The sequence below is a fragment of the Rhodopseudomonas pseudopalustris genome, from assembly GCF_900110435.1.
Classification (GTDB): Bacteria; Pseudomonadota; Alphaproteobacteria; order Rhizobiales; family Xanthobacteraceae; genus Rhodopseudomonas; species Rhodopseudomonas pseudopalustris.
The window spans coordinates 511,910-535,734 of sequence record NZ_FODT01000001.1 but is presented as its reverse complement, the minus strand read 5'-3'; the positions used below and the strand labels follow the sequence as shown (position 1 = coordinate 535,734).

The following is a 23,825-nucleotide window of genomic DNA, read 5'->3' as shown; positions in this document are numbered from 1 at the left end:
TTTCAGGCAACAGGCGTCCGCCGGTGGACCGGCGGCGCGAACGAACCAAGCCGAGAGTGTATCATTCCGGCAGCGGAATGAACTCGCTCTCGTCCGGAACAGCGGCGAAACGGCCGGTTTTCCAGTCCTGTTTGGCCTGTTCGATCCGCTCCTTGCTGGAGGAGACGAAATTCCACCAGATATGGCGCGGTCCTTCCAGCGCGCCGCCGCCGAGAAACATCATCCGTGTGTCGGTCACGACCCGGACGGTGATGCGGTCGCCGGGGCGGAAGATCAGCAGGCTGGGGCCGCTGTGGCGGTCGCCGGCGATTTCGATCTCGCCGTCGACGAGGTAGATCGCGCGCTCCTCGTGGTCGGGATCGAGCGGCACGGTGGCGCCGGCGCGGGCGTTGACCTCGACGTAGAACCACGGCGACACCATCGTCACCGGCGAGGCCTCGCCGAAGGCGTTGCCTGCGATCACCCGTGCGGTGAAGCCGGTGTCGGTCACGGTCGGCAGCGTCGCGGCGGCGAAGTGCTGGAACGACGGCGCGATCTCCTCGGAGCCGGCCGGCAGCGCGATCCAGCTCTGCAGGCCGAGCATCGACTGGCCGTCGCGGCGCTGCATTTCGGGGGTGCGTTCGGAATGCGCGATGCCGCGGCCGGCGGTCATCAGGTTCATCGCGCCGGGCGCGATCTCCTGGATGTTGCCCTCGCTGTCGCGATGCATGATCGTGCCGTCGAACAGATAGGTGACGGTGGAAAGGCCGATATGCGGATGCGGCCGCACGTCCATGCCCTTTCCGGGAATGAACTGCACCGGGCCGAAATGATCGAAGAAGATGAACGGCCCGACCATCTGCCGCTTGCCGTGCGGCAGCGCGCGGCGCACCGCGAAGCCGTCGCCGAGATCGCGGGTGCGCGGCACGATGATCAGTTCGAGCGCGTCGCAGGTTTTCGGGTCGCCGAGCAACGGGTCGTCAGTGGGCATCCAGCTCATGGTCGCGTCTCCCGAATGTAAAAGCTTCAATCGTTCGCCGGTCTGGGCGTCACGCCGGGGTCTGCGCGCCGTCGCGTCTGGCGGCGCCGTTGCTCTTGCGCGGCTCGCTCGACAGCGGCTTCGACGGCAATTGCCGCCGCACCGCCGAGGCGGCGGCGACCTGGCCGCGTTCGACGAAGGCCTCGTGATTGTCCTCGATCTCGCCGAGCGCGTAGAGATAGTTCACCATCAGGCCATGGGATTGCCGCATCCCGTTCGGCGAGCGGTCGCCGAGGAAGTTCAGGCTCTCCAGCCGCGCGCCGTTGCCGAGATGGAACCGCGCCACCGGATCCTGCGGCTGGCCGCGCGGGTTCTTGGCCTGCAGGAAGTAAGCGGCCGCGAGCGGCAGCATGATCGGCCTGATCTGCTCGGCGAGCTCCGGCTGATCGAACCAGTCCGGCGTATCCAGCACCTCGAGCGCCGCGCGCGCGGTGTCGTCGAGCAATGCCGACTCGTCCGCGGCGCGTTCGCGCTTCAGCCATTTGGCGAAGCCCGGCACCGGCGACAGCGTGACGAAGCTCTGCACATTGGGGAGCTCGCGCTTGATCTCCTCGACCACCTGTTTGATCAGGAAGTTGCCGAAGGAAATTCCGGCGAGACCCTTCTGGGTGTTGGAGATCGAGTAGAACACCGCGGTGGTCGCCGACCTGGCGGCGATCGGTTCGCGACCGAGATCGAGCAGCGGCGCGATCGCCGCGGGCCGGTCGAGCGTCAGCGCCACCTCGACGAAGATCAGCGGCTCGTCGACGAGCTGCGGATGGAAGAAGCCGTAGCAGCGCCGGTCCGCCGGGGCGAGCCGCGCGCGCAGATCGTCCCAATTATGGATGGCGTGGACCTGCTCGTAGCGAATGATCTTTTCGAGAATGTTGGCCGGCGTATTCCAGTCGATCCGCTGCAGCACCAGAAAGCCGCGATTGAACCACGAGGTGAACAGATGCACGAAATCATCGTCGACATGCTTGAGCTGCGGATGGTCGCGTAGATGCGACAGCACCGTCTCGCGCATCTGCACCAGCGACGCGGTGCCGCCCGGCGCGAGATTGAGGCGACGGATCAGCTCCTGCCGGCGCGGCTCGGCGGCCTTGAGCAATTGTCCGGCTGCGTCCGCCGACGCGCCGCTGACATGAAACGCCTCGACGGCCGCGGTGAGCTGCGCGAGGTCCGGCCCGAAATGTTCGGCGAGCGCATCGAGGAAGCCGAGCTGATCCTCGTCGGTGGCGCCGTCGTAACCTGATAGCAGCGAACTCGCCATCGCGACGCCGGTGGCCTCGCCGCGACGGGACAGCAGCGCCTCGCCGAGCGCGATCAGCTCCTCTTTGGTCTTCGGCTGGTCGCCGCTCGATCGGAACAGATTGCGGCCGCGTTCGGTGAGGCTGGTGAGCAGCCCGCCGAGAATCTCCGACGCGCGATCGACGCTCGCTGACGGCATGGATGTCTCCCCTGGCTTCGATTTGAATTTTGTCGCGCGCGGACCGCGAGCTGCGGTGGAAATCATAGAGACTCCACGCGACCTGTTCCAGACGCGTAAGGTCGCGGAAGGTTTCGCCACGGCTTCGTGATCGGACCGGCGGGTCGCTGCGGCGCGCGATGGATTGGTGATGCGGCCGCAAGTAATCGCGGGGCATTTGGCCGCCGCATCCTTCGAGGCCCGCCCTCGGCGTACGCCTCAGGATGACGATTCAGAGGGCCAACGGGATGTCTAGTTCGCCAGCACTTCGGCGGTGACATCCTCGACATGATGCAACAGGCAGATCAGTCGTTCGCCGGAATCGTGAACCGGCGTGTTGATCGGCTGCCAGTAGCGCTCGATGAAATTGCCGGTGCGATTGCGAACGTCGTAGCGCTGCACGATCATCGCGTGCGGCTGGCCGGTTTCGACCACGGTGCGCAGCGATGCGTACAGATTGCTGACGCCGTCGGCGGTCCCGATCGCCGGGTTGTCGGGAAACACCTCGAACAGCTGTCTGCCGACAATATCGCGGCGATCCGAGAAGGTGGCGCGGCTAAAGGCGGCGTTGATGTCGATGATCTTCAGTCCCGGGCCTGGATGGATCAGCATGTAGGGATGTGCGGATGTTTCGAAGCTGGGCCGGAGTTGCCTGAGCACCGATTCGAGGTCGCCGGTGTGTTTGCGGCGGGACAACGCGGGCGACAGATCGGCGCCCGAGGTGTGGGAATTGAGCAGCGCAAGCTCGCGTTTGGCGGACGACAGCAGGGTCAGCAATGTCCGGCGCAGCGTCGCGTCGGTCGGCCCGTCGAGAAGTTTCTGAAAATGCAGAATATTCTGTTCGCAGACGAAACGCTGCATGGGCCCGCTCCCCGCGCGTGTTGCCGCCAGGGGCCATAGCTACTCCCGAAAAGAAGTAAGTCAATACCTCAGCTTGCGGGTTGGCCAAGCGCCGTTGCGGTCGCCACCCGATCGAACCGCTCCAGCGTCAGGATCGCATCCGCGAATTGTTGCGCGCGGCCGTCGAGCACCGGGCGGGCGAGCTGCAGGAACTTCTGCGCCATCGCCTGATCGGTCGGGAACGCGTTCGGTTCGCCGGATGGATCGGCATAGATCCGTTCGTGGACGCCGTCGTCGGTGGTGATCGAGACGCGCGCGCCGAACGGGTGGGTCTTGCCTTCGAGCCGGGCGTCCTGGACCACGTCGAATCTGTCGGCGAGGGCGTCGATCGCCGGATCGCCGAGCCGCGTGTAATCGTCCCAGCCGAAGCTGCCCTGCTCGAGCGCGAGCGCGCCGGTGAAGAACATCGAGAACTGGCCGCCGACGATCGACGACGGATGCCGCTTGGTCGCGGCGTCGCCGGTCAGGGTGATGCCGTTGCGATGCAGCCCGATTTCGACGCGCCTGACCTGGTCCGGCGTCAGATTGTGTTCGCGGCGCATCGCGATCAGCGCATCGATCGCGGCGTGGGTGTAGCGGCAGCTCGGATACGGCTTCACGCCGATCTTCATGGTCTCGTAGACGCGGCCGAGATCGGCGACCGCTTTGTCATGATGCGGCGTGTCGGTGTAGCCGACCAAGAGGCCGTGAATGCCCTCGACGGATTCGGTCGCGCCGATGAAATCGTTCTTCGCCAGCGTCGCTGCGATCACGCCGTTCATCGCCGCAGCGCCGACCTGATAGCGCTTGTTCCAGGCGCCATTGACCAGGAATTGCAGCGAGCCGGCGGCCTGGCTGCCGGAGACGCCGAACGCTGCGACGATCTGGTCCTGGGTCAGGCCGAACAGCTTGGCCGCCGCGGCCGCCGCGCCATAGGCGCCGGCGGTGGCGGTCGGGTGGAAGCCGCGCGCATAATGCGAGGTCGGGTCGAGCGCATTGCCGAGCCGGCAGCACACTTCATAGCCGGCGACGATCGCGGTGAGCACCTCGCGGCCCGATGCGCCGACCAGTTCGCCGACCGCGAAGGCGGCGGGCACCACCGGCGCCGACGGATGCAGCGAGGAATCCGCATGGGTGTCGTCGAAATCCAGCGAATGGCCGAGCGCGCCGTTGAGCAGCGCCGCCATCGCGGGAGTCCAGCGCTTGGCGTCGCCGAACACCGTGGCCGCGCCGTCGCCGTCGAGCGACAAAGCCTGCAGCATCGCCAGCAGCGACGGCGTCGATTCGGCCTCGCGGCGGGCGCGGATCGCGCTGCCGAGGAAATCGAGGGTCAGCACCTTGGCCCGCGCCAGCACGTCCTGCGGAATATCCTCGAAGCGAAGCGCGGCGACGTAGCCGGCGAGCGTGGCGGTTTCGTTGGCCATGGGGGCTCCAGTTATTTTGCGCGGCAAACTAGGCGGGGAACAGGTGTCGTTCAAGCCGTGCGGCTGCAAAGCGGGGATGCGGTCGTGCCCGATTTGCACCGCAACCGCCGCTATGCTCTGTGCGACGTCCAACGACATCCATCGAAACAACCGATTCCGATCACCCTCATGAAGCGCTTCTGGTCTCGATATCCCGCACATTGGCGACCGCGCCGGCCGCAATGGGGGCTGGCGCTGCGCATCACGCTCGGCGCGCTGCTGGCGCTCGCGGCGGCGCAGGCGCTGCATCTGCGGCTGCCGCTCTGGGCGGTGCTGACCGCGATCATCGTCACCCAGCTCAGCGTCGGCCGGTCGGTCAAGATCGCGTTCGATTATCTGGTCGGGACCATCGGCGGCGCGATCTATGGCGGCGCCATCACCATTCTGGTGCCGCATTCCAGCGAACTCGCGCTGCTCGGCGTGCTGGCGCTGGCGGTGGCGCCGCTGGCGCTGCTGTCGGCGATCAAGCCGAACCTCAACGTCGCCACCGTCACCGCGATCATCGTGCTGCTGGTGCCGACCATGACGCAGGTGTCGCCGCTGGATTCGGCGATCGACCGGGTGCTGGAAGTCACGGTCGGCGCCCTGGTCGGTCTGCTGGTGTCGTTCCTGGTGCTGCCGTCGCGGGCGCAGGCGCAGGCGCTCGGCGCCGCTGCGCAGGCGCTCGATCTGATGGCGGTCGCGCTCGGCGAATTGCTCGCCGGCCTGATTCGCGGCCTCGACAACGACGCGCTGCACCGGCTGCAGGACGGCATCGGCGCCGCTTTGGTGACGCTCAACGAGATCGGCGACGAGGCCGAGCATGAGCGCGCCACCGGCCTGTCGCGCGGACCGCAGATGGCGCCGCTGATCCGCACCCTGCTCCGGCTTCGGCACGATCTGGTGATGGTCGGCCGCGCCGTTGCTGCGCCGTTGCCGCCGCCGTTGCAGCAACGGCTCGGCCCGTGCCTCGATTCGTTCCGGGCCGCCGCGACGCTGCATCTGGCGGCCAGCGCTTCGGCGCTGCGCGATCGCCGCGCGCCGCCGCCGCTGCGGGCGGTGTCGTCGGCGCTCGACGCCTATGCGGCCGAAGTCCAGACGGTGCGCCAAGACGGGCTGACGCGCGATCTGTCCGGCGAGCAGGCGGAGCGGTTCTTCGCGCTCGGTTTTGCGATGGAGCAGTTGACCCAGAATTTCCGCGACCTCGAAATGCGGGTGGCGGAATGGGCGGCCCGCCCCGTTGTCGAGACGCCTGCCGCAGTCTGAAGCTCCGGCTTGTTCTCCTGATGTCCTGACGCGAACCGGCGCCTGCTGCGCGCGATCGCGATCATAGGGCGGCTCAGCGGTTGCGCAGGGCTTCCAGCGCGTGGCGGCTGAGCCGCTCCGGATCCTGCTCGCCGCGCGAGGCCTGTTCGAGAATTCGAGCGGACAGGAATTGCAGTGCGCTCGACGGCGTCTGCAGCGGCAGCGTTTCGACGCATTGCTCGAGCGCCGCCGACATCGCCGCGACGGTCTGCGGGCTGAACGCCTGCGCGTGCGTCGCCTGCTGTGATGTGCCGATTCCGTCAATGGGCGCTGGCGGCTGGCTGCCGAGACGCGCGGCCTCGGCCAGCACCGACAGATGGATCAAGCCGGACTGCGCCAGCCTGTCTTCATCGGCCTCGCCGGCGCGCGACAGCGCCACGATCTTCGACGCCAGCCGTTTGCGGTTGGCATCGGTGTCGGCTTCGGCGCCCTCGGTCGCGATGAACCGTTCCCACGCGCTGTCGAAGGCGCGCGCCAGCGCCGCCGTCTTCTCGTCCGGGGCGGACAGGCCGCCGTTATGGTTGGTTTCGCCGTCCACCTTCGGCAACCGTCGGCGTCCCCCGAAGTTCCGCCGCCGCTTCATTGCGCAACCCGACCGAGCATCGCGCGCACCACGAGGCGGTGAAACGGCATGATGGCCGCCAGATAGGTCCGGCCGAGCCGATTATGTGTCAGCACCAATGTCGAGGCGATGACGCGGCGGCCGGCCGCGCCGTCCACGACATCGACCACGATACGGAAGTCGAGATGGCTGTCGTCGAAGCCGGCGACGATCCGGGTCGGGGTTTCGCTCAGCACCGGAAAGGAGCCGATGCGGTCGCCGCGCGCCGATCCGCCGGGCGCCGGGGTCTTCAGTCCGAACGGCGTCACCACGATATTGCGCAGCCGCATCAGCGTGCCGATCCAGCGCGGCCCGTGCTCGACCATCCGGGTCGCGGCCTCGCGGGCGTCGAGCGCATTGTCGCCGATCGTGACGCTGTAGGCGTCGATGAATTGCGCGCCGGGCAGCAGCGCCTCGCGATCGACCACGGGCGCGATCTGTTCGACGGGCATCGGGAATCCCTTTCCGCCAGCGGCCTGGGCCGTCAGAACTTCACCACCATCACGAAGATCGCGGCGACCAGCGGCACCGTGGCGATGATGCCCCAGATCAGCCAGGTCCGGGTGTCGCGCCAGTAGCGCTCCGGGATTTCGCTGCCGTCGGCGAAGCTGCGGGCGAGCCGCGCCTGCCGGATCTGCAGCGGGACCAGGATGCCGAGCCACATCATTCCGGAGATGGCGAACAGGATCTGCCCGGCGACCAGCCAGAACGAGGAAAACAGCGGGACGTCCTTGACGATCGCCGCGCCATAGCCGCCGACCATCACCAGCACGATGCCGAGCAAGGTGAAGATGAGATCCGACACGGTGACGCCGCGCTGGGCGTGGGCGACGATCTTCGGATCGCGGGTGAGATCGGAGAAGGCCTTCCAGAACGCGGTGATCGTGACGTTGCCGACCAGCACGACCACGCCGACAACGTGGAGGAATTTGAAGACGTCGTACATCGTGTCAGACACAACTCACTCCGGTCCGGGTCAGCCGGCAGCGCCGGCGCGGCCGGGCCACCATTCGCGATGGGCGGGTTTTGCTCGGGGTTTTCCGGGCGATTGTCAAATCGACCTTGGTCACCCGACCGGACACGCCGGTTTTCCTGTTCCCCACGAATTGTTCCCGATCAAGGATCGGCGACCGCCGCCGTCTCAGCCTTCCGGAGGCCGCGCGTGGCTGCGCCGGTCGACGAACCAGCAAACGGAAAGGACGATGACGATGGCCAGCAGATCCGCACCCGACCGGGCCGGCTTGCCCGGGCTCATCTTGCGGTCGCGCTTGATCGCCGTTGCGTGCCTGGTGATCGCCGGCGCCGGCGTGACGACCTCGCCGGTCAGCGCCCAGAGCTGTCAGGCGCTATGGGTGGAGCGCAACAGCTACTACAAGGAGGCCGGCTACTGCTTCAAGACGTCGCGCGCGATCGGCTATTTCGGCAATCGCGGCTGCTCGTATGACTACGAGGGCGACGTGCCTCTGTCGGTCAACGTCCGCGACCGGATCGCCGAGATCAAAGCGATGGAGCGACGATTCGGCTGCAATTGAGCAATTGAGCACTTGAGCGCTTGAGCCTGTCCTGGGCACTTGGGCTGTACGGCCGTCGTGATGGATGATTCGAAGTCGCCGCCGGAAAACAGCGGACGTGCTGTGCCGGGAAGGAGATCGTTGAGGCTGCATCACTTCGTTGTTAGCTTGACGCTACGCTGAGTCGCGCGTCCGCCGCGTTCTCCCTCTCGCACTTGCCCGGCGATCTGCATGAGCAGACCCCAGTTGCTGCCCGAATCTCCGAGCGAACAGGACACCGCGAAATTCCTGCGGCGGTTTTCCGAGCTGGTCGCGGTCGGCCAGAGCGCCAGCTATCTGCGCCACGCCGCCGGCCTGATCGACGAACTGATCGATCGCGTCCGCCAGACCGAGGCGTTGCTGCACCAGCAAACCGCTGATAACGCCGACAATCTGGCGCTGCGCCGTCGCGCCGAAGCCGAGGCGATGGCGGCCCGGCAGGAATTGGCGCCTCATGCGGAGGCGCTGGCCGATCTGCAGGACAAGTTCGTCTGCGCCCAGCACAGCTTCGCCGTCGAGCGAGCCGACCTGACCGGGCGGATCGCGCGCGCCGAATCGCGTTTGGCGGAGGCCGACGCCGAGTTGCGCCGACTGCGGGCACGGCTCGCCGCCATCGGCCCGACCCACGTCATCGTCCCGATGCAGACGCTGCGGCTGTTGCAGACGCAGCTTGCGGCGCTGGCCGGAGAGTTCCAGCGCGGCGGCGACCTCGTCTCGGTCGCGATGTGCGAGGTCAGCATCTGCGTGATCGATCAGACGCTCGCGGCAGAGCCCGGCCGGCGCAGCACGGCGACGAGCGCTTGAGCAGTAGCGCTTCGCAGCCACGCACGACCGATTCGGCCGCTCCCGGCGTCTCGCTTGCGGAGGCCACCTCCGCTTGGGCGAAGATCGCGCTGCTGTCGTTCGGCGGCCCGGCCGGCCAGATCGCGGTGATGCATCGGATCGTGGTCGACGAAAAGCGCTGGGTCTCCGAGGAGCGGTTTCTCCATGCGCTCAACTACTGCATGTTGCTGCCCGGGCCGGAGGCGCAGCAGCTCGCCACCTATCTCGGCTGGCTGATGCACGGCACGCGGGGCGGGCTGATCGCCGGCGGATTGTTCATCCTGCCGGGCGCGCTCGCGATCATGGCGCTCAGCGTCATCTACGTGTCGTTCGGCCAGCTCGGCATCGTCGCGGCGTTGTTCTTCGGCCTGAAGGCGGCGGTGCTGGCGATCGTGCTGCAGGCGGTGTCGCGGGTCGGCGCCCGCGCACTGAAGACCAGTGCGATGCGCGCGCTCGCCGCCCTCGCACTGCTGGCGATCTTCGTGTTCGACGTGCCGTTTCCGCTGATCGTGCTCGGCGCGGGCCTGATCGGCTGGATCGGCAGCCGCGCCGGCCTCGCAGGCTTCAGTTCGCCGACATCATCGACGGCGGCGGTCGCGAGCCATGATCACGGCGCTCGGGTCGACGCGGTGACGGCGGCCGGCGGCACGCCGGGCGGAGCGCTGCGCGTTGCGCTGGTGTGGCTGGTGCTGTGGCTGACGCCGGTCGCGGCGCTGCTGATCGGGCTCGGCCCTGACAATGTCTTCAGTCAGCTCGCGGTGTTCTTCTCCAAGATGGCGCTGGTGACATTCGGCGGCGCCTATGCGGTGCTCGCTTATGTGGCGCAACTCGCCGTCGATCACTATGGCTGGCTCAAGCCCGGCGAGATGCTCGATGGACTCGGCATGGCGGAGACCACGCCCGGGCCGCTGATCATGGTGTTGCAATTCGTCGGCTTCGTTGCGGCGTTTCGAATGCCGGGCGCGCTGCCGCCGCTGGTCGCAGGCGCGCTCGGCGGTCTGCTCACCACCTGGGTCACCTTCGCGCCGTGCTTCCTCTGGATCTTTCTCGGCGCGCCCTATGTCGAACGGCTGCGCGGCAATGCGGCGCTGTCGGCGGCGCTCGCAGCGATCACCGCGGCGGTGGTCGGCGTCATGCTCAACCTCGCGCTCTGGTTCGCCATTCACACCATCTTCCGCGAGGTGCGGAAGCTGTCGGTGGCGGGACTCACTTTGGAGCTGCCGGTGCTGTCGAGCATCAACCCATCGGCGGCGTTGCTGTCGGCACTCGCGATCGTGGCGGTGTTCGGTTTCAGGATGGGCACCGCGACGGTGCTGCTGATCTGCGCATCCGCGGGGTTTGCGCTGCATTTCCTCGGTGCGCTTTGATGGTCGGGCGCGTTTGAATCTCGCGGGCGGACGAACCGTACGATTGCGCACCTGCGACAGGAACATTCCATCTCGATGCGTCGTTAAGTCACGTTCAACGCAAAAGGAGCGTGAGATGAAGAAGATTGTTCTCGCCGCGATTTGCTCGGCCGCGATCGGCGGCCTGCCGATCGGTCAGGCGGCCGCCCAGACCACCGGTCCCGCACCGCAGGATTCGATGAAGATGAACGACGGCATGTCGAAGGGCGGGATGTCCGACCCCGGGATGAAGAAGACCACCACCGGCATGTCCAAGAGCTCGAAGGCCAAGGCCACCAAGAAGAGCATGAAGTCCGACAAGATGAACAATATGGAGAAGTAAGCGATCTCCGATCGGCTGCTTCCTCGCTTCCTGCGCGCTGATCGGCGCGCAGGCTTTTTTGCGTGTGGCTTGGTCCCGGCTCCGGACGAGGGCTGTCCTGATCGATGTCAGCGCGGCATGGGCGCAGCAGAATCCAAAATACCGCCCGGCCCATTTCATATTGCAGTGCAACAACTATATGCCGCTCAACCGGGCTGAAGGATCAGGAGCTGCCGTGTCCCTTAAAAATACCATCGACTTCCTCGCCCATCTCCGAAAATTCAACGGTCTCAGTAGCTTGGGCGCTGGCTCCGGCGCCGGCGATGCCAGCCCGCTGACCGAGACCACCGATTTCGGCGACAATCCGGGACAGCTGCGGATGCTGTCGTTCATCCCCGAGGGATTGTCGCAGCGCATTCCCCTTGTGGTCGTTCTGCATGGCTGCACCCAGACCGCCACCGGCTACGATGTCGGCGCCGGCTGGTCGACGCTGGCGGAGCGCTACGGCTTTGCGCTGCTGATGCCCGAGCAGACGCGGGCCAACAATCCCAATCTGTGCTTCAACTGGTTTGTCCCCGACGACATCCGGCGCGGCCATGGCGAAGCCGGCTCGATCCGGCAGATGGTCGAGCACCTCGCGCGGACCCATCAGATCGACCGGGCAAGGATCTTCGTGACCGGGCTGTCGGCCGGCGGGGCGATGACCGCGGCGATGCTCGCGACCTATCCGGACGTGTTCGCCGGCGGCGCGGTGATCGCCGGCTTGCCCTACGGGGTCGCCGGCACGGTGCGGCAGGCGCTGAAGGAGATGCGTCATGCGTCGCCGCATTCCGCGCATCAGCTCGGCGATCTCGTGCGCCAGGCATCGTCGCATCGCGGACCCTGGCCGAAACTGTCGGTTTGGCACGGCAGCGCCGATCGCACCGTCGATTCCGGCAATGCCGACGCGCTGGTGAGACAATGGCTGGATCTGCACGGCTTGCCGGAGGCGCCGATGGCGCAGCGCAAGATCGATGGCTTCCCGCACCGGATCTGGTGGAACTCCAGCGGCGAAACGGCGGTGGAGTCCTACACCATCACCGACATGGCGCATGGCACGCCGCTCGGCCGCGCCAATGATGAGCATTTCGGCGTCGCCGGCGCGTATCTGCTCGAAACGGGGATTTCGTCGTCGTTTCACATCGCCGAATTCTTCGGCCTCACCGCACAGGTTCATCAGCCGAAATCGGTGCGCCAACCCGCAGCCAGACCCGATCGCGCCGCGGCTGCTGCCGCTGCCGAGCCGAAGGCCGGCCAATCCAAACCGCGCGCTGCAGCCGGCGCGCGCCGGACTCAGGAACCGCCACGCGATCGTCGCCGCGGCTTCGACGTCAACGCGGTGATCACCCGCGCGCTGACGGCGGCCGGATTGATGAAGTAATCACTGCCGGGTGTCGCAAGGAAGCCGGCCGAGGCCGGCCGACGGTTCCGAACGGCGGCAGCGGCGGAGTTTCCGTCGGAACGGTGCGGATCAGGGCTACCGCGTGCTCGAAGGCGTCGACAGTTGAAACTCCATTCATCGGAGCTGCGAGATCGGGGGCTGCCTCTTCGGCGGAACTGATTCCCCCGCGGCGACTTGTCATGCACCTTTCCCGAATTGGAGTTTAATCATGATGAATCGTTTTGCCGGCGCCGCTGTCGTCGTTCTGTCACTTGCCACGCCTTCAATCGTCAACGCCCAGGGCGTCCCGGGTGGCGTCGAGCGCGGCGCGCGTGAGGGCGAGCGCGCGGCCGGTCCGGTCGGTGCGGTCGTCGGGGCTACCATCGGCGGTGTCGTTGGCGGAGTCGCCGGCATCCTCGGCGTCGACGATCGTCCGCGCTTCCGCAGCTATGTGGTCGATCAGCGCCGTCCGTCCTACTCCTATCGCGAAGACGTTCGCGTCGGCGCCGTGTTGCCTGCCGACGGCGTGACGTACTACGAGGTTCCGGATCAGTTCAGCGCAGCGCGCGATTATCGCTACACGGTGGTCAACGGCCGCACCGTTCTGGTCGAGCCGCGCACCCGTCGAATCGTCGAGATCATCGAGTAACGGATCGTCGCGTCACCGCGTAAAGCCTGACGACGATATCGACCAAGCGCGCGGGTCGCCCCTATCGGGCGGCCCGCTTCGTCTTGCCGGCCGATACCGATGTCACGTCAGAGCGACGTGCTGGATCGCCCGAGCGTTTCCGAGGGGCGCTCTCCGAACAATTCGCGATAGTCCTTGGCGAAGTGGCCGAGATTGGCGAAGCCGCAGGCGAAGGCGGCAGCCGTCACGGTGGTTTGCGTTCGCCCCTGGGTCAGCATTGCGCGGGCGTGTTGCAGCCGAACCTGCTTGGCGAAAGCCATCGGCGAATAGCCGCGATTGCGCTGGAACGTCTTGAAGACGCCGCGCGCGCTGATACCGGTGAGATCGACCAAGGTTTCGATGGTGATCGGCTTCATCCAGTTCGCCTCGATGTACTCCTCGATCTTGCGAACATGTTTTGGCGCGGCGGTTGGCGAGTCAGCTTCGAGGAATCGGCTGAAATTATGCCGGTAGGTGGACAGCAACAGCAGCGTAATGGCGTCCTGCAATTCGGCGAGGACCAGGGCCGGCAACGGCGCCGACGGCGAATTGATCTGGCTGCTTACGAACGCGATCATGCGGCGCAGATTGGCCGCCTGTGGCAAATCGTTGGTCGCCGCCGGCTCGAATTCGATCGTGCGCTTCGGCTTGGTGCCGAGCAGGGCGCTGAGCTTGCGCTCGAGCGCGCCATTCTTCACCCGGAGCAGCAGCTGCTCGTAGGTCTCGCCGAACTCGGTGCGGGCCGTGCGCCCCGGCGAGGTGATGCAGCCCTGCCGGCTGTCGACCGCCGTCGTGACGCCCGCGCTGCGGGTGCTCGCTTGACCCGCCAGCCCGATTTGCAAGCGCGCGAAATCGGCCTCGGGAAAGTCGACGGTCAAGGGCGCGTGGCCGGAGGTGAAGCCGAGCGCGATGTCCTGGAGTTGTATGAAATTACCGCGGATGCGGAAGTGTCCCGCGGGGGGCGCTTCGAAATGGCGGACGCCGTAGACCGTCCACAGCGCCTGCGCGAGCTCGACAGGGTCGGACGTATCCAATGCGCGGAATTCGCTGAGAGGTTCGCTGAGGAGCTCGACTGTCATCCCGACTACCGCCTCTTGCCGAAAGATCGTTCGGATCTGTCGTACGTTGTCGAAACTGATAACAGATCAGAACTGATAATTCGTTTAGCTCATTGGATAATAAAATATCAGAAACAGATGATATGTCGGGCGTCATCCGGCGTCTATTGCCCTGATCTGTGCTGAATTGCACAGTTCTGAGCGGTTGTCTGTCTGGCGCCGAGGTCGACTACGTCACAAACGCAGCCGCAGCCGCGAACCAAAGGTTCGGATGGCGCAGTGGTTCGCGGTGCGAACTGATTTGTTATGAAGAGGTCGCAAAGACCCGAGAGCGAACGCCAAGCTCCGATGACGCCAGGCGCCGATCACGCCTATAGCGTCTTCGAGCGAAGTGGGTACCGGTTTGCGTGAAGAAAACGCGTCAGAACAGAAAGTTAGAGCTCCGGTTCTGATTCTATCAGAACCGGAAAAGCCTAGCGTCGCCGAGGCGTTACATTGCGCCGTTCAGGAACGGATTGGTCAGGCGTTCCTGACCGAAGCTCGAGCCCGCGCCGTGGCCGCAGATGAAGCCGACGTCGTCGCCGAGCGGCAGCAGCCTGTCGGTGATCGAACTGATCAGCGTCGCATGGTTGCCGCCGGGCAGGTCGGTGCGGCCGACCGAGCCCGCGAACAGCACGTCGCCGACCAGCGCGAACCGGATCGCATCGTTGAAGAACACCACGCTGCCCGGCGAATGGCCGGGGCAGTGCAGAATCTGGAAAGTCAGTTCGCCGACGCTGACGCTGTCGCCGTGGTCGAGCCAGCGATCCGGGGTGACGTCGCGGACGCCGCCGATGCCGAAGCTGCGGCCGCTATTGACGACGTTTTCCAGCAGGAAAAGGTCGTCCCGATGCGGACCTTCGATCTGAACCCCGAGAGCGTCGCTCAGTTCGGCGGCGCCGCCGACGTGATCGATATGACCGTGGGTCAGCCAGATTTTCTCGACGCTGACGCCGGTCTTCTCGATCGCAGCCAGAATCTCCGGGACGTCTCCGCCGGGATCGACCACCACCGCCTTGCGGGTGGCCTCGCACCACAACAATGTGCAGTTCTGCTGAAACGGCGTGACCGGAATGATCGCCGCGCCGGCTTTGGTTTTGGTGTCGGATTGCGTGCTCATGCCCCGACAATGCCCTGCCGGAATGGCCAAGTCAAAATCGCGGGGGCCACAAACTCCACCCCCGTCATCGCCCGGCTCGACCGGGCGATCCAGTATCCAGGGCGCCCGTTGGAGCTGTCGTGAACTGCCGCGGACGCTCGGGGATACTGGGTCCCCGCTTTCGCGGGGACGACGTTGGTTGAGGAAGGCGCGGTCAGTGCACTGCGCCTCCGGCGGCGCTACCGCTTCAGCTGCGCCTTCAGCGTCGCTTCGACTTCGCGGTCGAAGGATGAGGCTTGTTTGGGCTGCTTGTCGCGCTGGGCAAACAGATAGGCGTCGCGTTGTTTCACCAGCGTGGCGAGTTTCTCGTTCAGCGCCTTGCGTTGGTTCATTTCAGCTTCGATTTTGGCGGTGCGCTGCTCCGCCGGCAGGGCGCGCAGGTTGTCGGGCAGTTCCTCGTCCTTGACCTGATCGAGTTTCTGCCGCCCGGCCATCACGTCGCTGACGAGATCGCCGCCGCCGGTGACGGCCTCCGACGAGGTGCGGGCCCGCTTGTTGATGTAGCTCGCCATGTCGGAGGCCGCGGCCGGCGCTGCGGCTGCAACCTTCGACAATTGCCGGGTCTGCTCCTCGGTGCGCTTCTGCAACGGCGCCGGGCCGTAGGGGATCACGGTGCCATTGATCCGGTTCTGCAGGATGATGATATCCTGGTCGTAGGGCGTCTCGATCACCACGATCTGGCCGCCGTCCTGCGGGATCGGGATGTAGCGGCCGCGACCGCCGTCGGCGATCTCGTGCCACACCCGTTCGGTGTCGCGCGCAGCACCCGCCTGCACCGCGTTGACGATGATGTCCTTCTGCCGCGCCACCGACAACGTGGTCGGATATTTGGTGTCCTGAGCGTAGTCCATATGCGGCGGCGCGTCGCCGACCAGGAACACGATGCGGCGGGTGTCGCCGTCCTTGCTCCAGCGCAGCTTGTTGACTGCGACGTCGAGCGCCTCGTTGACGCTCTCCGGCCAGTCGCCGCCGCCGCGCGCCTGCAATTCGAGCAGCCGCGCGTAGAGATCCTGAATATCAGGCGTCAGCTCGACGTTGCGGGTGACGTAGTCGTCGCCGATGTCGCGATACGCCACCAGCCCCATCCGGATATCGGCGCCCGGATTGCTGTCGACGATCGCGGTCGCGATCGACCAGATCTTGCGCTTGGCGCCTTCGATCAATCCGCTCATCGACCCGGTGGTGTCGAGCACGAAGGCGACCTCGACCGCCGGCCGCGCGCGCGCGGCGGAGGGGATCGCCAGCGGCGCGATCAGCGCCGCGAAGGCCAGCGCCCGTAACATTGTGATGCTTTTCATTCGATCGTCTCCAACTGCCCCGCCAGAGCCCGCGTTTCAAGGCATCGCCGCGCGTCGCCGATTGCGGCGTTTGCGGCGATGATTCTGCGGCCGGATTTCGCGCGCGGAGCCGCTTGGGGACCCGCGTCGAAATCGGCTAGACTTGGTCGCGATGGAATCGAATGCCGTTCACATGGTTTTGCCGCCGGATCTGCGGCAGTCGGAAACCGCCCTGAAAGTGGCGCGCGGCGCCAGCCGGCTGCTGCGCTCGCTGGGATTCGCCTGCGTCAGCGAATTGCCGCTGCCGTCGGGACGCCGCGCCGATCTGGTGGCGCTCAATGAGCGCGGCGAGATCTGGATCGTCGAGATCAAATCGTCGGTGGAGGATCTTCGCGCGGATCAGAAATGGCCGGACTATCGCGCGCATTGCGACCGGCTGTTCTTCGCCTTCACGCAGGATCTGCCGTGCGAGATCTTTCCCGCCGATACCGGACTGATCGTCGCCGACGGCTATGGCGCGCACATGCATTGCGAGGCGCCCGAGCACAAATTGCCCGCGCCGACCCGCAAGCTGATGATGCTGCGCTTCGCGCTCGCCGCGGCGCAGCGGCTCAACCGTTTGAGCGATCCGCAGGGTTTTGGGGACGGGTAAGGCATTTCCGAGCGCCGCAGCGCGCGCCCCTCTCCCGCTCGCGGGAGAGGGCTGGGGAGAGGGCGACCCGAGCAGTGAGCCGGCGTTGTTCGGAGATGCTTTCCCCCACCCGGATCGCTGGCGCGATCCGACCTTCCCCGCAAGCGGGAGAGGTTGCGCCCTGCCAGGGGAGAGGTTGAAGCGATCGCCTCAGCGCGGCGCGCGCTTGGCCAGAATTCGCTGCAGGGTGCGGCGGTGCATGTTGAGGCGGCGCGCGGTTTCCGAGACGTTGCGGTTGCACATCTCGTAGATCCGCTGAATGTGCTCCCAGCGCACGCGGTCGGCCGACATCGGATTGTTCGGCAGTTCGGATTTCTCGGTGCCGCTCGCCAGCAGGGCGGCGACGACGTCGTCGGCATCCGCCGGCTTCGACAGATAGTCGACCGCGCCCATCTTTACCGCGGTGACCGCGGTGGCGATGTTGCCGTAGCCGGTCAGCACGATGGCGCGCGCATCGGGGCGCTCGCGCTTCAGCGCCGAGACCACATCGAGGCCGTTACCGTCGCCGAGCCGCAAATCGACCACCGCGAAGGCCGGGGCCGCCTTGCCGATCTGGGCGAGGCCGCTGGACACGCTGTCGCAGGACGTCACGGCGAAGCCGCGGGTCTCCATCGCCCGCGATAGCCGCTCGAGGAACGGCTTGTCGTCCTCCACGATCAGCAGCGAGCGATCGGTCAAGTCGTTCAATTCGGGAATGGCGTTCACGGCGCGGGATCTCCTGAGCGTCGACGCGTAAGATATGGCGACCGGGCGCCGCGCTGCCAAGGGGGCGGCCTGCGACCGGACCGCGCGCCCCTCAAACCGACCTCAAGCCTCTGCGACGGCGGGGATTTCCGAATTTTCGAAACGGTTGCGGGGCCAGGTGAGCTGGACCACGGCGCCGTGGTCGGGAAACAGCTTGTTGCGAAACGACACTTTGGCGCCGGTCCGCTCCAGCAGCGTACGAGCGATGAACACGCCCAAGCCGAGCCCGGACCGTTCGGTGTGGGCGTCGTCGGGGTGCCGGCGGCGGGACAGATAGGGCTCGCCGATCCGCTTCAAGAGGTCCGGTTTGATGCCCGGGCCGTCGTCCGAGATCATGATCTGGACGGTGTCGGCATTCCACCAGGCGTTCACCTCGACCGTCTCGCGGGCGAAATCGACCGCATTCTCCAGAATATTGCCGATTCCGTAGAGGATCGCCGGGTTGCGCATCACCACCGGCTCGCTGACGCCGGAGACCGCGACGCGGATTTTGATCGCGACGCCGAAATCGCGGTGCGGGGCCACGGCCTCCTCGATCAGCGTCGAGAGCGGCATCTGGTCGAACGGCGCGCCGGCGGCGTTGAGGTGCGAGATCTTGGCGAGGATTTCGCGGCAGCGCTGCGCCTGTTCGCGCAACGTCCGCAGATCGCCGACCATCTCCGGCGGCGCCGACTTCTCGAGTTCGCGCGAGATCAGGAAGATGGTCGACAGCGGCGTGCCGAGTTCGTGCGCGGCGGCGGCGGCCATCCCGTCGATCTGGGTGAGATGCTGCTCGCGTTCCAGCACCAGCTCGGTCGCCGACAGCGCATCGGCGAGCTTGCGCGCCTCTTCGGTGACCTGGAAGGTGTAGACGCTGGTGACGCCGATCGCGAGCAGGATCGAGAGCCAGACCCCGATCAAATAGATCTCCGGCAGCTGGACCGCTTCTTCGCCGGCCCAGGGCAGCGGCTGGTGGGCGTAGCCGAGCAGCGCCGCGCAACTGGCGGCGAGGATGCCGAGCGAAATCGTAAACCGGGTCGGCAGCGCGGTGGCGGCGATCAGCACCGGGCCGAGGAACAGGAACGCGAACGGGTTCTGCAGGCCGCCGGTGAAATACAGCAGGCCCGCGAGCTCGGCGATGTTCAGCGCCAGCAGCAGCGCCGCATAGATCGGTTCCATCCGCTGCATCGGATTGAAAGCGATCTGCAGCCCGAGATTGACCACCGCCGAGGCGGCGACGATGGCGAGGCAGGGCAGCACCGCGAAGTCGAATTCGAGGCCCTGGGCGACGATGAAGATCGCGGAGATCTGGCCCAGCGCCGCGAGCCAGCGCAGCCGGAGAATGGTGTCGAGCCGGACGTGGCGGCGCGGATGGCGGAAATCGGAAGAATTCTGATCGTCGGACATGGATGGACACTACAAGCCGTCGCGTGCGTTCACAATTCACGCCGAGGTCGCGGACGTCCGCCGCAACGGCTTGCGCAGTCCCGCCGCAATCGTCAGAAAAGCCGCTGTCATGACCCTCGAGATCGCATCAAGGCCCGCACCGCCCGCAACCGACGCGCCTGCCGCCGCGGCGATCGAAGTCGCGCATCTGGTCAAGGTCTACAAGACCACGCGCGCGGTCGACGATATCTCGTTCCGCGTCCCGCGCGCCAGCATCACCGGGCTGCTCGGCGGCAACGGCGCCGGCAAGACCACCACGATATCCATGATCATGGGGCTGGTGCTGCCGAGCTCGGGCCGCGTCCGGGTGCTCGGCCATGAGATGCCGGAACGTCGCGCCGATGTGCTCGGCCGGATCAATTTCGAGAGCCCTTACGTCGACATGCCGTCGCGGCTGACGGTGCGGCAGAATCTCATTGTGTTCGGCAAGCTCTATGCGGTGAAGGATCTGCCCGGGCGGATCGCCGAACTTGCCGCCGATCTCGACCTCGGCGAATTCCTCGATCGCGCCAGCGGCAAGCTCTCGGCGGGGCAGAAGACTCGCGTCGCGCTGGCCAAGGCGCTGATCAACCGTCCCGAACTGCTGCTGCTCGACGAGCCGACCGCCTCGCTCGATCCCGACACCGCCGACTGGATCCGCTCGCATCTCGAAACCTATCGCAAGCAGCACGGCGCCTCGATCCTGCTCGCCTCGCACAATATGCTCGAGGTCGAGCGGCTGTGCGACCGCGTGATCATCATGAAGCGCGGCCGGATCGAGGACGACGACAGCCCCTCGGCGATCATGGCGCGCTACAACCGCGCGACGCTCGAAGAGGTGTTTCTCGACGTCGCCCGCGGCCGCGCCGCCGGGAGCGGCCGATGAGAAGCCTGATCAACAGCCTCGAACTCGGTCACGGCATCGCCTGGCACCGGATCGAAGCGATGGTGTTGCGCTATTGGTACCTGCTGCTGTCGTCGTGGCCGCGGTTGCTGGAACTTGTGTACTGGCCGGCGCTGCAGATCATCACCTGGGGATTTCTGCAGAGCTACATCGCGCAGAACGCCGGGTTCTTCGCCCGCGCCGGCGGCACGCTGATCGGCGCGGTGATCCTGTGGGACATCCTGTTCCGCGGTCAGCTCGGCTTTTCGATCTCGTTCCTCGAGGAGATGTGGGCGCGCAACCTCGGCAACCTGATGATGAGCCCGCTGAAGCCGATCGAATTCCTGGCGTCGCTGATGATCATGAGCCTGATCCGGCTGGCGATCGGCATCGTGCCGATGACGCTGCTGGCGATGATCTTCTTCGATTTCAATCTGCTCGGCTTCGGGCTTCCGTTGATTGCATTCTTCTGCAACCTGATCTTCACCAGCTGGGCGCTCGGCATCTTCGTATCGGGGCTGGTGCTGCGCAACGGGCTCGGCGCCGAGAGCATCGTCTGGACGCTGATGTTCGGCGTGATGCCGCTCGCTTGCGTGTACTATCCGGTGTCGGTGCTGCCGCATTGGCTGCAACTGGTCGCCTGGACGCTGCCGCCGACCTATGTGTTCGAGGGGATGCGCGCGCTGCTGATGGAGCATCAGTTCCGCGTCGACCTGATGCTGTGGTCGCTGGGGCTCAACGCAGTGCTGTTCGCCGCCGCCTTCATCAGCTTCCTGGTGATGCTGAACAGCGCGCGCCGGCACGGATCATTGATCCAGACCGGCGAATAGGGCGTTCGCGGCGGGCGTCAGCGCCGGTTCATGGTGAGGGCGAAGGCGTTTATGCCCGGCGCGCCTCGAAGCTGATGATGTCGTCGCCCGGTTGCGGCGCGCGTCCGTGCTGGTAATTGCCCGAGACCTGAACGTCGCTGAAGCCGGCAGCCTGCAACGCGAGCGAAAACTCGTTGACGCCCCACCAGCGCAGCTTGAACAGATCGAGCTCGGTTCGGGTCAGGCTGCCGTCCTGCCAATGCTCATAGCGAAGGTGGGACAGCGTCGTCTGCGCGATGAAGTCGGTTTCGACCCGATGATCGGTCAAGGTCAGCAGGTCGCCGTCGTCGGTCGCCCACGAACGAATCGAGCCGGAAGCGCCGAGGAAGCCGCCGATCGGATCGAGGTCGATGATCAATCTCCCTTGCGGAGCCAAATGATCATGGAATCGCTTCAGCACGGCGGCAGCCGAAGCTGCGTCGGTGATCAACTGAAACGATCCTGCCGGCATGATGATCGCGGCGAAACGCGTGTCGTAGGAGAAATCGTCGAACCTCTGCCGGGTCAAGCCCGCGGAGAGATGGCGTTTCCCGCACTCATCGCGGCAATAGCCGAGCATCTCATCGGAGGCATCGAAGCCTTCGATCCGGAGGCCGGCTTCGAGCAGCGGGACGAGAATCCGGCCGTTGCCGACGGCGGGCTCCAGCACGGGGCCGTCAACGTCTTCCAGACGTTGCCGATAAAATTCCACGTCGCCGAATGACCGGCCGACCGGCTTGTCCAGATTGTAGACCCAGGACGCGAGTTTTCCGTACCGATTGTGCATGTCTTGCCCTTGGAACGACAGGGTGAATGGAAGGCGCGCGGCCGGCAAAGAGATCATCGCCGATCGCGCGCGGGTCGGCGCGGCGACCCTGGGAGGCGCTACTACGCAAGGCGGCTGGCGCTCGATCGAGGCCGGGCGCGTGCGGTGCGGCTTGGCGAAGCCGTGATCCTGGGAGGCTCTGACGGTCGCAACGCCTTGGCGAAGCGACGTGCGAAGCGGCGAGGGCCTGCTTGTCGGGCGTGTAGCGGGCATCGCCGAGCGGGCGTGTTCGTCATGGCGGGATCTGTATCGTAAGAGACTTCTTCGACGCAACAACGGCCGTAATGTTCAATGGAGGCGAGCAGCTAGTTTGCGCATGGCGTTCTCCGAAAACCGGTGTCCCCTCTTAGGGATCATGCTGCAGGTGGCGGGTTGTGCTGGCGTTTTCGGGCTCGCCGCCAGTGCTCGGCGCCGCGGAGAAACGCCGATCATCACTACATTTTAGTGATCAGGGTCAAAGTTCAGGCCGATCATTCGATGTACGGATTGACGCACCCCTACTCAGCAGCCACTATGTTGCGGCGCAAGAAGAGCCCAAGGGACAAATACTATGCCGGTGATTGGTGAATTTGGTCGTCCGCCGGAGATGCCGGCGGAAGTTAGTCCGGCGATGACCACGCCGATGTACTGGTTCTACGAACTCGCCCATGCCTCGCTCAATCCGGCGCGGGCGATGTCGGATGCGGCGCGGTTGATGTTCAAGAACCCGCTGAATCCCTGGTCCCACACCGATCTGGGCAAATCGATCGCCGCCGCCTGCGAAGTGTTCGAGCGCACCACGCGCCGTTACGGCAAGCCGGAATGGGGCCTCGACGACACCGAGGTCAACGGCATGCGCGTGCCGATCGAAATCCACAACGTCTGGGAAAAGCCGTTCTGCCGCCTGCTGTATTTCGAACGCAAGCTGGAACACCCGCTGCGCCATCCGCAGCCGCGGGTGCTGATCGTGGCGCCGATGTCGGGCCACTACGCGACGCTGCTGCGCGGCACGGTGGAAGCTTTCCTGCCGACCCACGAGGTCTACATCACCGACTGGACCGACGCCCGGATGGTGCCGGTCGCCGCCGGCCGGTTCGATCTCGACGATTATGTCGATTACGTCATCGAGATGCTGCAGACGCTGGGCGGGAACGTCCACGTCGTCGCCGTGTGCCAGCCGTCGGTGCCGGTGCTCGCCGCGGTGTCGGTGATGGAGGCCAACGACGATCCGTTCGTGCCGCTGTCGATGACGCTGATGGGCGGTCCGATCGACACCCGGCGCAATCCGACATCGGTCAACAACCTCGCCGCCGAAAAGGGCATCGACTGGTTCCGCTCCCACGTCATCACCAAGGTGCCGTTCCCGCATCCGGGCGTGATGCGCGACGTCTATCCGGGATTCCTGCAGCTCAACGGCTTCATCAGCATGAATCTCGATCGCCACATGGACGCGCACAAGAACCTGTTCAATCATCTGGTCCAGGGCGACGGCGACCTCGCCGACAAGCACCGCGAATTCTACGATGAATATCTCGCGGTGATGGACCTGACTGCGGAGTTCTACCTGCAGACCGTCGATCTGGTGTTCGTGAAGCACGCATTGCCGAAGGGCGAGATGACCCATCGCGGCAAGCTGGTCGAGCCGTCGAAGATCAAGCGCGTCGCGCTGATGACCGTCGAAGGCGAGAACGACGACATCTCCGGTCTCGGACAGACCGAAGCGACGCATACGCTGTGCACTTCGATTCCGGACGAGCGACGCGTGCACTACGTGCAGAAGGGCGTCGGACATTACGGCGTGTTCAACGGCTCGCGGTTCCGTTCGGAAATCGTGCCGCGTATTTCGGATTTCATGCTGTCGTCGGCGAGCGGCGCGCGCGCGACCGCTGCGGAGTAACTCGTCACGCCGCGATCATCATCGCGGATTGGGGATCGTCATCGCGGCGATGCTGGTTTGCGTTGTTGAATCAAAAGGAAGCGCAATCAGTCAGTCGCTATAGGGATTGTGGGAATCCGGATTCACCGGGTTCCCAACGAATGAGTACTGAGTCACGATTCA

General features: G+C 65.7%; 24 protein-coding genes. 11 read left to right on the top strand and 13 right to left on the bottom strand.

The window, feature by feature from the left end; genetic code table 11:
• Positions 1-61: 61 nt before the first annotated feature.
• The 4 genes from BMY71_RS02525 to BMY71_RS02510 form a co-directional block, all read right to left on the bottom strand.
• Complete coding sequence (locus BMY71_RS02525) at positions 62-979, bottom strand: pirin family protein (RefSeq protein ID WP_092681490.1); 918 nt, start codon at positions 977-979, stop codon at positions 62-64.
• A 49-nt stretch (positions 980-1,028) separates the two neighbouring features.
• Entirely contained in the window at positions 1,029-2,447 is a 1,419-nt protein-coding gene (locus BMY71_RS02520; protein ID WP_092681488.1) for a malonyl-CoA decarboxylase, read from the bottom strand.
• A 270-nt stretch (positions 2,448-2,717) separates the two neighbouring features.
• Positions 2,718-3,326 carry a PAS domain-containing protein gene (locus BMY71_RS02515; RefSeq protein ID WP_092681486.1) on the bottom strand — a complete coding sequence of 203 codons (609 nt, stop codon included), beginning with the start codon at positions 3,324-3,326 and terminating at the stop codon, positions 2,718-2,720.
• 68 nt (positions 3,327-3,394) lie between these two features.
• The gene (locus tag BMY71_RS02510) at positions 3,395-4,768 is read right to left on the bottom strand and encodes an MmgE/PrpD family protein (RefSeq protein ID WP_092681484.1); all 1,374 of its coding nucleotides are present in this window, start codon (positions 4,766-4,768) and stop codon (positions 3,395-3,397) included.
• A gap of 168 nt (positions 4,769-4,936) precedes the next feature.
• Between BMY71_RS02510 and BMY71_RS02505 the strand changes: the two genes are divergently transcribed.
• Complete coding sequence (locus BMY71_RS02505) at positions 4,937-6,052, top strand: FUSC family protein (RefSeq protein WP_011500578.1); 1,116 nt, start codon at positions 4,937-4,939, stop codon at positions 6,050-6,052.
• A 73-nt stretch (positions 6,053-6,125) separates the two neighbouring features.
• Here the strand turns inward: BMY71_RS02505 and BMY71_RS02500 are convergent, their stop codons facing one another.
• The 3 genes from BMY71_RS02500 to BMY71_RS02490 are packed head-to-tail and all read right to left on the bottom strand — an operon-like array spanning position 6,126 to position 7,638.
• Positions 6,126-6,629 (bottom strand): hypothetical protein, encoded by a 504-nt coding sequence (locus tag BMY71_RS02500; RefSeq protein WP_244525969.1) that lies wholly within the window; start codon positions 6,627-6,629, stop codon positions 6,126-6,128.
• 41 nt (positions 6,630-6,670) lie between these two features.
• The gene (locus BMY71_RS02495) at positions 6,671-7,144 is read right to left on the bottom strand and encodes a DUF2867 domain-containing protein (RefSeq protein ID WP_092681480.1); all 474 of its coding nucleotides are present in this window, start codon (positions 7,142-7,144) and stop codon (positions 6,671-6,673) included.
• 32 nt (positions 7,145-7,176) lie between these two features.
• The gene (locus tag BMY71_RS02490; RefSeq protein WP_092681478.1) at positions 7,177-7,638 is read right to left on the bottom strand and encodes a DUF2269 family protein; all 462 of its coding nucleotides are present in this window, start codon (positions 7,636-7,638) and stop codon (positions 7,177-7,179) included.
• A gap of 262 nt (positions 7,639-7,900) precedes the next feature.
• Between BMY71_RS02490 and BMY71_RS02485 the strand changes: the two genes are divergently transcribed.
• The 6 genes from BMY71_RS02485 (at position 7,901) to BMY71_RS02460 (ending at position 12,840) form a co-directional block, all read left to right on the top strand.
• Positions 7,901-8,224 carry a YARHG domain-containing protein gene (locus tag BMY71_RS02485; protein WP_175557591.1) on the top strand — a complete coding sequence of 108 codons (324 nt, stop codon included), beginning with the start codon at positions 7,901-7,903 and terminating at the stop codon, positions 8,222-8,224.
• Positions 8,225-8,434: 210 nt separating this feature from the next.
• Positions 8,435-9,046 carry a hypothetical protein gene (locus BMY71_RS02480; protein ID WP_139202588.1) on the top strand — a complete coding sequence of 204 codons (612 nt, stop codon included), beginning with the start codon at positions 8,435-8,437 and terminating at the stop codon, positions 9,044-9,046.
• Positions 9,043-10,431 (top strand): chromate efflux transporter, encoded by a 1,389-nt coding sequence (chrA, locus tag BMY71_RS02475; protein ID WP_092681474.1) that lies wholly within the window; start codon positions 9,043-9,045, stop codon positions 10,429-10,431. The genes BMY71_RS02480 and chrA overlap by 4 nt, the downstream gene beginning before the upstream one ends.
• Positions 10,432-10,546: 115 nt before the next feature.
• Entirely contained in the window at positions 10,547-10,792 is a 246-nt protein-coding gene (locus tag BMY71_RS02470) for a hypothetical protein (RefSeq protein ID WP_092681472.1), read from the top strand.
• A gap of 214 nt (positions 10,793-11,006) precedes the next feature.
• Positions 11,007-12,191 carry an extracellular catalytic domain type 1 short-chain-length polyhydroxyalkanoate depolymerase gene (locus tag BMY71_RS02465; RefSeq protein ID WP_092681727.1) on the top strand — a complete coding sequence of 395 codons (1,185 nt, stop codon included), beginning with the start codon at positions 11,007-11,009 and terminating at the stop codon, positions 12,189-12,191.
• Positions 12,192-12,420: 229 nt separating this feature from the next.
• A complete protein-coding gene (locus BMY71_RS02460; RefSeq protein WP_092681470.1) occupies positions 12,421-12,840 on the top strand; it encodes a DUF1236 domain-containing protein in 420 nt (139 codons plus the stop codon).
• Between the two features lie 107 nt (positions 12,841-12,947).
• Here BMY71_RS02460 and BMY71_RS02455 read toward each other — a convergent pair whose 3' ends face one another.
• The 3 genes from BMY71_RS02455 to BMY71_RS02445 all read right to left on the bottom strand — a co-directional run bounded on the left by BMY71_RS02455 (position 12,948) and on the right by BMY71_RS02445 (position 16,412).
• Positions 12,948-13,937, bottom strand: a complete 990-nt coding sequence (locus BMY71_RS02455; RefSeq protein ID WP_011500568.1) for an AraC family transcriptional regulator — start codon at positions 13,935-13,937, stop codon at positions 12,948-12,950.
• Positions 13,938-14,406: 469 nt separating this feature from the next.
• Complete coding sequence (locus tag BMY71_RS02450) at positions 14,407-15,075, bottom strand: MBL fold metallo-hydrolase (protein WP_092681468.1); 669 nt, start codon at positions 15,073-15,075, stop codon at positions 14,407-14,409.
• Positions 15,076-15,293: 218 nt separating this feature from the next.
• The gene (locus BMY71_RS02445) at positions 15,294-16,412 is read right to left on the bottom strand and encodes a vWA domain-containing protein (RefSeq protein ID WP_092681466.1); all 1,119 of its coding nucleotides are present in this window, start codon (positions 16,410-16,412) and stop codon (positions 15,294-15,296) included.
• A 151-nt stretch (positions 16,413-16,563) separates the two neighbouring features.
• Between BMY71_RS02445 and BMY71_RS02440 the strand changes: the two genes are divergently transcribed.
• Entirely contained in the window at positions 16,564-17,043 is a 480-nt protein-coding gene (locus BMY71_RS02440) for an MmcB family DNA repair protein (RefSeq protein ID WP_011500565.1), read from the top strand.
• A gap of 189 nt (positions 17,044-17,232) precedes the next feature.
• Here BMY71_RS02440 and BMY71_RS02435 read toward each other — a convergent pair whose 3' ends face one another.
• Entirely contained in the window at positions 17,233-17,787 is a 555-nt protein-coding gene (locus BMY71_RS02435) for an ActR/PrrA/RegA family redox response regulator transcription factor (RefSeq protein WP_011500564.1), read from the bottom strand.
• A 102-nt stretch (positions 17,788-17,889) separates the two neighbouring features.
• On the bottom strand, positions 17,890-19,212 hold the full coding sequence (locus tag BMY71_RS02430; RefSeq protein WP_011500563.1) for an ActS/PrrB/RegB family redox-sensitive histidine kinase: 1,323 nt from the start codon (positions 19,210-19,212) through the stop codon (positions 17,890-17,892).
• A 109-nt stretch (positions 19,213-19,321) separates the two neighbouring features.
• On the opposite strand from BMY71_RS02430, the gene BMY71_RS02425 reads away from it, so the two are divergent.
• On the top strand, positions 19,322-20,116 hold the full coding sequence (locus tag BMY71_RS02425) for an ABC transporter ATP-binding protein (protein WP_092681725.1): 795 nt from the start codon (positions 19,322-19,324) through the stop codon (positions 20,114-20,116).
• A complete protein-coding gene (locus BMY71_RS02420; RefSeq protein WP_011500561.1) occupies positions 20,113-20,943 on the top strand; it encodes an ABC transporter permease in 831 nt (276 codons plus the stop codon). The genes BMY71_RS02425 and BMY71_RS02420 overlap by 4 nt, the downstream gene beginning before the upstream one ends.
• Before the next feature lie 49 nt (positions 20,944-20,992).
• Here the strand turns inward: BMY71_RS02420 and BMY71_RS02415 are convergent, their stop codons facing one another.
• A complete protein-coding gene (locus BMY71_RS02415) occupies positions 20,993-21,748 on the bottom strand; it encodes a methyltransferase domain-containing protein (protein WP_092681464.1) in 756 nt (251 codons plus the stop codon).
• A gap of 589 nt (positions 21,749-22,337) precedes the next feature.
• On the opposite strand from BMY71_RS02415, the gene BMY71_RS02410 reads away from it, so the two are divergent.
• Positions 22,338-23,663: a polyhydroxyalkanoate depolymerase gene (locus BMY71_RS02410; RefSeq protein ID WP_092681462.1), complete on the top strand. Its 1,326-nt coding sequence runs from the start codon at positions 22,338-22,340 to the stop codon at positions 23,661-23,663.
• The last annotated feature ends 162 nt before the right edge of the window (positions 23,664-23,825 follow it).

Bases quoted from the DNA above. Each gene is read 5' to 3' on its own strand.
- BMY71_RS02525 (WP_092681490.1), bottom strand. From the start codon at position 979: ATGAGCTGGATGCCCACTGACGACCCGTTGCTCGGCGACCCGAAAACC.
- BMY71_RS02520 (WP_092681488.1), bottom strand. From the start codon at position 2,447: ATGCCGTCAGCGAGCGTCGATCGCGCGTCGGAGATTCTCGGCGGGCTG.
- BMY71_RS02515 (WP_092681486.1), bottom strand. From the start codon at position 3,326: ATGCAGCGTTTCGTCTGCGAACAGAATATTCTGCATTTTCAGAAACTT.
- BMY71_RS02510 (WP_092681484.1), bottom strand. From the start codon at position 4,768: ATGGCCAACGAAACCGCCACGCTCGCCGGCTACGTCGCCGCGCTTCGC.
- BMY71_RS02505 (WP_011500578.1), top strand. From the start codon at position 4,937: ATGAAGCGCTTCTGGTCTCGATATCCCGCACATTGGCGACCGCGCCGG.
- BMY71_RS02495 (WP_092681480.1), bottom strand. From the start codon at position 7,144: ATGCCCGTCGAACAGATCGCGCCCGTGGTCGATCGCGAGGCGCTGCTG.
- BMY71_RS02490 (WP_092681478.1), bottom strand. From the start codon at position 7,638: ATGTACGACGTCTTCAAATTCCTCCACGTTGTCGGCGTGGTCGTGCTG.
- BMY71_RS02485 (WP_175557591.1), top strand. From the start codon at position 7,901: ATGGCCAGCAGATCCGCACCCGACCGGGCCGGCTTGCCCGGGCTCATC.
- BMY71_RS02480 (WP_139202588.1), top strand. From the start codon at position 8,435: ATGAGCAGACCCCAGTTGCTGCCCGAATCTCCGAGCGAACAGGACACC.
- BMY71_RS02470 (WP_092681472.1), top strand. From the start codon at position 10,547: ATGAAGAAGATTGTTCTCGCCGCGATTTGCTCGGCCGCGATCGGCGGC.
- BMY71_RS02460 (WP_092681470.1), top strand. From the start codon at position 12,421: ATGATGAATCGTTTTGCCGGCGCCGCTGTCGTCGTTCTGTCACTTGCC.
- BMY71_RS02455 (WP_011500568.1), bottom strand. From the start codon at position 13,937: ATGACAGTCGAGCTCCTCAGCGAACCTCTCAGCGAATTCCGCGCATTG.
- BMY71_RS02450 (WP_092681468.1), bottom strand. From the start codon at position 15,075: ATGAGCACGCAATCCGACACCAAAACCAAAGCCGGCGCGGCGATCATT.
- BMY71_RS02445 (WP_092681466.1), bottom strand. From the start codon at position 16,412: ATGAAAAGCATCACAATGTTACGGGCGCTGGCCTTCGCGGCGCTGATC.
- BMY71_RS02440 (WP_011500565.1), top strand. From the start codon at position 16,564: ATGGAATCGAATGCCGTTCACATGGTTTTGCCGCCGGATCTGCGGCAG.
- BMY71_RS02430 (WP_011500563.1), bottom strand. From the start codon at position 19,212: ATGTCCGACGATCAGAATTCTTCCGATTTCCGCCATCCGCGCCGCCAC.
- BMY71_RS02425 (WP_092681725.1), top strand. From the start codon at position 19,322: ATGACCCTCGAGATCGCATCAAGGCCCGCACCGCCCGCAACCGACGCG.
- BMY71_RS02420 (WP_011500561.1), top strand. From the start codon at position 20,113: ATGAGAAGCCTGATCAACAGCCTCGAACTCGGTCACGGCATCGCCTGG.
- BMY71_RS02415 (WP_092681464.1), bottom strand. From the start codon at position 21,748: ATGCACAATCGGTACGGAAAACTCGCGTCCTGGGTCTACAATCTGGAC.
- BMY71_RS02410 (WP_092681462.1), top strand. From the start codon at position 22,338: ATGCCGGTGATTGGTGAATTTGGTCGTCCGCCGGAGATGCCGGCGGAA.